The organism is Micromonospora sp. 4G55 (genome assembly GCF_016803375.1).
In genome coordinates this window covers 1-6,357 of record NZ_JAEVHN010000354.1, presented here as the reverse complement: position 1 = coordinate 6,357, position 6,357 = coordinate 1, and the positions used below count along the sequence as shown (strand labels likewise).

The following is a 6,357-nucleotide window of genomic DNA, read 5'->3' as shown; positions in this document are numbered from 1 at the left end:
GCGCGGCGCGCCGGACGCCCCGGCGCCGCCGGACGGGCCGGGGTCTCCGATCGCCCGACGCCCAGGGCCGGCGCCTGCTGCTCGGGCCGCTCGATGACCGGGGTGCCCCGACCGGCCTCGCCGTCGACGGTGGGGGCGGAGTATTGCAGGCCCTGCTGCTGCGGCGCGCGGTTGAGACCCTTGGCCCGGATCTCGACCGGCTTCTCCAGCAGCTGGACCTCCTCGGCCTCCGGCTCCGGCTCCTGGACCTGAACCTCCAGGTTGTAGAGGAAGCCGACCGTCTCCTCCTTGATGCCGTCCATCATGGTGGCGAACATGTCGAAGCCCTCGCGCTGGTACTCGATGACCGGGTCGCGCTGGGCGTACGCCCGGAGGCTGATGCCCTCCTGGAGGTAGTCCATCTCGTAGAGGTGCTCGCGCCACTTGCGGTCGATGACCTGGAGCAGCACCATCCGCTCGAGCTGGCGTACCGCCTCCTCGCCGAGCTGCTCCTCACGCCGGTCGTACGCGGTGTGCGCGTCCTCCTTGAGGCGGGCCAGCAGGAAGTCGGCGTCGATGCTCGCGCGGGCGCCGCCGGCCTCCTCCTCCATCTCCTCGATGGAGATGCCCACCGGGTAGAGCTGCTTGAGGCTGGACCAGAGCTGCTCCAGGTCCCAGTCCTCGGCGTAGCCGTCGCTCGTGGCACCGGTGACGTACGCGGTGACCACGTCGTCGATCATGTTGCGGACCTGGTCGGAGAGGTCCTCCCCGTTGAGCACCCGCAGCCGCTCGGCGTAGATCACCTGGCGCTGCTTGTTGAGCACCTCGTCGTACTTGAGAACGTTCTTGCGGATCTCGGCGTTCTGGCCCTCGATCTGCGCCTGGGCGCTCTTGATCTGGCGGGTGACCATCTTCGACTCGATCGGCACGTCCTCCGGGATGTTGAAGCGGTCCATCACCGCCTCGACCGCACCCGCGCGGAAGCGCTTCATCAGCTCGTCCTGCAGCGACAGGTAGAAGCGGGACTCGCCCGGGTCACCCTGCCGGCCGGCCCGACCCCGCAGCTGGTTGTCGATCCGGCGGGACTCGTGCCGCTCGGTGCCCAGCACGTAGAGGCCCCCGGCCTCGGCGACCTCCTCGGCCTCGGCCTCGCAGGCCTGCTTCCAGGCGGGGAGGACCTCCTCCATCGCCTTGGCGTACTCCTCGTCGTTCTCCAGCGGGTCGAGGCCGCGCTGACGCAGCTCGTTCGCGGCGAGGAACTCGGGGTTGCCACCGAGCAGGATGTCGGTGCCCCGGCCGGCCATGTTGGTCGCCACCGTGACGGCGCCCTTGCGGCCGGCCTGGGCGACGATCTCCGCCTCCTTGGCGTGGAACTTCGCGTTCAGCACCGCGTGCGGGATGCCGCGGCGGCGCAGCAGGTGGGAGAGGATCTCCGAGTTCTCCACCGAGACGGTGCCGACGAGCACCGGCTGCCCGGCCTGGTGCCGCTCGGCGATGTCCTCGATGACGGCGTTGAACTTGGCCTTCTCGGTCTTGTAGATGACGTCCGGGCGGTCCTCGCGGACCATCGGGCGGTGCGTCGGGATGGTCACGACGCCGACCTTGTAGACCTTGTTGAACTCGCCCGCCTCGGTCTGGGCGGTACCGGTCATGCCGGAGAGCTTCTCGTAGAGGCGGAAGTAGTTCTGGAGGGTGATGGTGGCCAGGGTCTGGTTCTCCTGCTTGATCTCCACCCCCTCCTTGGCCTCGATCGCCTGGTGCATGCCCTCGTTGTAGCGACGGCCGTGCAGGATGCGGCCGGTGAACTCGTCGACGATCAGGACCTCGCCGTCGCTGACGATGTAGTCCTTGTCGCGCTTGTAGAGCTCCTTGGCCTTGATCGCGTTGTTGAGGTAGCCGACCAGCGGGGTGTTCACCGACTCGTAGAGGTTGTCGATGCCGAGCCGGTCCTCGACCTTGGCGACACCGCGCTCGGTGACCGCGATGGTGCGCTTGGCGTAGTCGACCTCGTAGTCGCCCTCGCCGTCGGTGCCGGGCTGGAGCCGGGCCACCACGCCGGCGAACTCGGAGTACCAGCGGGCGGAGTGCTCGGCCGGGCCGGAGATGATCAGCGGCGTCCGGGCCTCGTCGATGAGGATCGAGTCGACCTCGTCGACCACGGCGAAGTTGTGGCCGCGCTGGACCAGCTCGTCGCGCGACCAGGCCATGTTGTCGCGCAGGTAGTCGAAGCCGAACTCATTGTTGGTGCCGTACGTGATGTCGCACTCGTACGCGGCGCGGTGCTCGGCGGCCGGCCGGTTGGGCAGGACCACGCCGACGGTGAGGCCGAGGAACTCGTGCACCCGGCCCATCCAGGCGGCGTCGCGCTGGGCCAGGTAGTCGTTGACCGTGATCACATGCACGCCCTTGCCGGACAGGGCGTTGAGGTAGACCGCCATGACCGAGGTCAGGGTCTTGCCCTCACCGGTCTTCATCTCGGCGATGTTGCCGAAGTGCAGCGCCGCGCCGCCCATCACCTGGACGTCGTACGGGCGCTGGCCGAGCACCCGGGCAGCCGCCTCGCGGACCGTGGCGAACGCCTCCGGCAGCAGGTCGTCGAGGGTCTCACCGTCGGCGAGCCGCTCCCTGTACTGCTCCGTCAGGCCGCGCAGCTCGTCGTCGGTGAGGTTGACGTAGTCGTCCTCGATCGAGTTGACGGCGGCGGCGATGGCCTTGAGCCGACGCACCATACGGCCCTCGCCGGCGCGGAGGACCTTTTCCAGAATCGACACGGATCAACGCTCCCCTAGACAGTCTCGAACCATCGTAGGCGCTCCATCGGCGCGATGGTCACTGGTGGCGGCGGTCCGGCCCGGCGAACCCGACATATCGCGCAGGCAGTGCCGCCACCGGCGGTTATCCGGTTACGCCCACCGCGAACGATCCGGCACGATGACTCGGATGGAGCCTGTGGAGATCATCGAGGACGGCCTGCTGCTGCGCCCCTGGCAGGCCACCGACGCGGACGCCGTGCACCGCGCCTGCCAGGACCCGGACATCCAGCGCTGGACCACCGTACCGCGCCCGTACCTGCCGGAACACGCCCACGGGTTCGTCACCGGCATCGCCGCGACGGCCTGGGCCGAGGGCACCGGGGCGCCGTTCGCGGTCTGCGACGCCGGCACCGGCGAGCTGCTCGGCTCCTGCGGCCTCGTCTCGATCGACCGGGCCCTGGACTCCGCCGAGATCGGCTACTGGACCGCGCCCTGGGCGCGCGGGCGGGGCGTCACCGTGCGGGCCACCCGGGCGGTCGCCCGCTGGGCGTTCGACGCGCTGAAGCTGCGCCGGCTGGTCTGGCAGGCCGAGGTCGGCAACCACTACTCCCGGCTGGTCGCGCTGCGCGCCGGTTTCCGGGTCTCCGGCGAGCTGCGGCTGGCCCACCCGGCCGAGGGCGGCCGGACGGCCGGCTGGATCGGCTCGCTGCTGCCCGGTGAGGTGCCCGCGCCGGGCGAACCCGGGCCGGCCGGTCCGGGCACCCTCGACGCCCGCCGGGCCGCCGTCTTCGGTCGGCCGCAGCCCGTCCTCTTCGCCACGGCGGGCGACACCGAGCTGCGGCTGCGCCCGAAGGAGGTGCGCGACTTGGACGCGATCGTGACAACCTGCCAGGACCCCGACACGATCCGGTGGACCACTGTGCCGCATCCTTACCAGCGGAACGACGCCGAGGAGTTCCTCGACCACTGCCGGACCAACTGGGCGCGCGGCGCCAGCGCCTGCTTCGTGATCGCCGACGGGGACGACTCCTACGCCGGCAGCATCGACCTGCGCTTGAGCCCGGCCGACCCGCTCCTGGCCGATGTGGGCTTCATGACCGCCCCGCACGCCCGCGGCCGCGGCTGGATGCCGTCGGCACTCGCCGCGCTGACCGCCTGGGGCTTCACCACGCTGGGCCTGGCCCGGATCGAGTGGAAGGCGAACGTCGGCAACACCGCCTCGCGACGGGTCGCCGAGAAGGCCGGCTTCACCGTCGAGGGCACCGCCCGGGGCGGGTTGCAGCACCGCGGTGAACGGTGCGACGCCTGGGTGGGCGCGCTGCTCGCCGAGGACGTGACCTCGTGACCCCCGAGGTCGTCGAGGCGGACGAGGTCCGGCTGCGCCCGTTCCGGCTCGACGACGTCGCGGACACCGCCACCGCCTGCGCCGACCCGCTCACCCGACGGTTCATCTCCGGCATGCCCGACCCGTACACCGAGCAGAGCGCCCGGTGGTGGATCACCGAGGGCGCGCCGGCCGCCTGGGCCACCGGCGGCGCCGCGTACGCGATCGCCGACCCGGCCTCCGACCGGTTGCTCGGCGGGATCGGGCTGAGCCAGCCGGTCCCGGCCCGGGGCCAGGCGGAGATCGGCTACTGGGTGGCGCCGTGGGCCCGCGGCCGGGGCGTGGCCAGCGCCGCCACCCGCGCGCTGGCCGGGCACGCCTTCGCCGCCGGCACGACCCGCCTGGAGCTGCTCACCCACGAGGAGAACGCGGCGAGCATGCGGGTGGCGCTCGCCGCCGGCTTCCGCTACGAGGGGGTCCGTCGGGCCGCGAATCCGACGCGCGGCGGCGGGCGGCACGACCTGTGGGCCTGGGTACGCCTCGCCGACGACCCCGCCGGCCCGACGCCCCGGGCACTGCCGGACCTGCCCGACGGCCGGCTCACCGACGACGTGGTGACGCTGCGCCGGCTGACCCCGGCGGACACCGACGCGCTGTACCGGCTGCACACGCTGCCCGAGGTGGTGGCGAGCCGGGTACGGCAGGTCCCGCCGACCCGGGCGGCGATCGCGCGGCGTTGCGCCGTCGCGGAGAGTGAATGGCTGGTCGGCAGCTCGGGCGACTTCGCGCTCTGCGACGGGCGCACCGGGGACCTGGCCGGCGGCTGCGCGATGATCTACGACGAGCCGGCCACCGGCCAGGCGATGCTCGGCTACAGCCTGCTGCCCGAGGCGCGCGGCCGGGGGCTGGCCACCCGGGCGGTGCGTCTGGTCGCCGACTGGGCCTTCGGGCCGGTCGGGCTGGCCCGGCTCTGGGCCGGTACCGCGCCGGAGAACCTCGGCTCCCAGCGGGTGCTGGAGCGGGCCGGGTTCCGCCGGGAGGGGCTGATGCGGGGTCGGCTCCCCGGCCGGGACGGAATCCGGGCGGACACCGTGCTCTACGCGCTGCTCGCCGACGACCCGCGGTGACCGCGCGCCGGCCACCGGAGCCGGGATGGGCGAACCACCCGGCTCCGTGCCGGCTGCGAAGGGTGGACAGGGGTCAGATGTCGAGCGAGATGATGCCGTAGTCGTACGCGTGCCGCCGGTAGACGACGCTCGGCCGGCCGGTTTCCTTGTCGTGGAACAGGTAGAAGTCGTGCCCCACCAGTTCCATCTGGAACAGGGCGTCGTCCACGGTCATCGGCTCGGCGGGGTGCACCTTGGCCCGGGCGATGTGCCAGGGCTGGTCGTCGTACTCGTCGGCGGGCTCCTCGACCCGTTCGGCCACCGCGGTGGCCGTACCGCCGGACGGCGCGGCCAGCTCGGCCACCGGTAGGTCGGCGGTGGCGGCGGCGACGGAGAGCGGCGCGTGCCGGCCCCGGTGCACGCGGCGGCGGTCGGCCGCCCGGCGCAGTCGGGTGTCCAGCTTGGCGATGGCCGCGTCGAGCGCGCTGTAGAAGTCGTTCGTGCAGGCCTCCGCCCGGATCACCGGCCCTCGGGAGACACAGGTGATCTCCACGCGTTGGCAGGTGTCGGACTGGCGGGGATTGCGTTCGTGGAACAACTCCACGTCGACTCGGATGAGCTTGTGGTCGTAGCGTTCGATTTTCGCGAGTTTCTCAGCTACGTGCACCCGGTAATGGTCCGGCACTTCGACGTTTCGGCCCTTGACCACGATGTCCACGTGACCTCCCTTTTTCGGATGGTCGTCTGATCTTCGTTCCGGTCGACCGACCCTGGGAGCATCCCTGCGGCGTCGACCGGTCAGGTACGGCTACGCCTCCTTCCACCGCCGGGGGTGGGTTTGGAACCTCCTACCCCCGACACGAAAACGCTAACGCCTGTTCGGTCGACAGTCACCCCCAGTTGTCGAAGACGCTCGGGAATTTCACACCTCATACACCAAGGGGTGAAACGGAAACACGAAGCGTCACCAATGGCGTCGTTTTTGCGTTGCGGCGAGCACCGCCGCGACGTTTGGCGTTATTCCCAGGCCCCGCAATGTGCGGGCCACCGCGGCCAGGGTCGCCCCGGTGGTGAGGATGTCGTCGAGCACCACCACAGGCGCCGGCGATCAGCGTTGCTGCTGTTCACGGGCTCTTCTCAATACCCGGCAGCTGGTAGCGCGCTCGACCCTCTGCAGCTTTCGCGACGGATCTGC

At 71.2% G+C, this 6,357-nt stretch carries 4 protein-coding genes and 1 pseudogene; 2 read left to right on the top strand and 3 right to left on the bottom strand.

Annotation, left to right across the window (positions count from 1 at the left end):
- Positions 1–2,750, bottom strand: a 2,750-nt coding sequence (secA, locus tag JNW89_RS24025; protein ID WP_238450600.1) for a preprotein translocase subunit SecA, incomplete at its 3' end; no start/stop codon positions are given.
- A gap of 169 nt (positions 2,751–2,919) precedes the next feature.
- On the opposite strand from secA, the gene JNW89_RS24020 reads away from it, so the two are divergent.
- Together JNW89_RS24020 and JNW89_RS24015 are read left to right on the top strand one after the other, a co-directional pair.
- On the top strand, positions 2,920–4,077 hold the full coding sequence (locus tag JNW89_RS24020) for a GNAT family N-acetyltransferase (RefSeq protein ID WP_238450599.1): 1,158 nt from the start codon (positions 2,920–2,922) through the stop codon (positions 4,075–4,077).
- Positions 4,074–5,183 carry a GNAT family N-acetyltransferase gene (locus JNW89_RS24015; RefSeq protein WP_375155133.1) on the top strand — a complete coding sequence of 370 codons (1,110 nt, stop codon included), beginning with the start codon at positions 4,074–4,076 and terminating at the stop codon, positions 5,181–5,183. The genes JNW89_RS24020 and JNW89_RS24015 overlap by 4 nt, the downstream gene beginning before the upstream one ends.
- 73 nt (positions 5,184–5,256) lie before the next feature.
- Here the strand turns inward: JNW89_RS24015 and hpf are convergent, their stop codons facing one another.
- Positions 5,257–5,880, bottom strand: coding sequence for a ribosome hibernation-promoting factor, HPF/YfiA family (hpf, locus tag JNW89_RS24010; RefSeq protein ID WP_238450598.1), 624 nt, complete (start codon positions 5,878–5,880; stop codon positions 5,257–5,259).
- Positions 5,881–6,126: 246 nt separating this feature from the next.
- Positions 6,127–6,270, bottom strand: a pseudogene (locus JNW89_RS38995) (ComF family protein); the annotation flags it as partial.
- Positions 6,271–6,357: the final 87 nt, after the last annotated feature.

Excerpts from the sequence above, each read along its gene's own strand:
- JNW89_RS24020 (WP_238450599.1), top strand. The coding sequence starts at position 2,920 with ATGGAGCCTGTGGAGATCATCGAGGACGGCCTGCTGCTGCGCCCCTGG.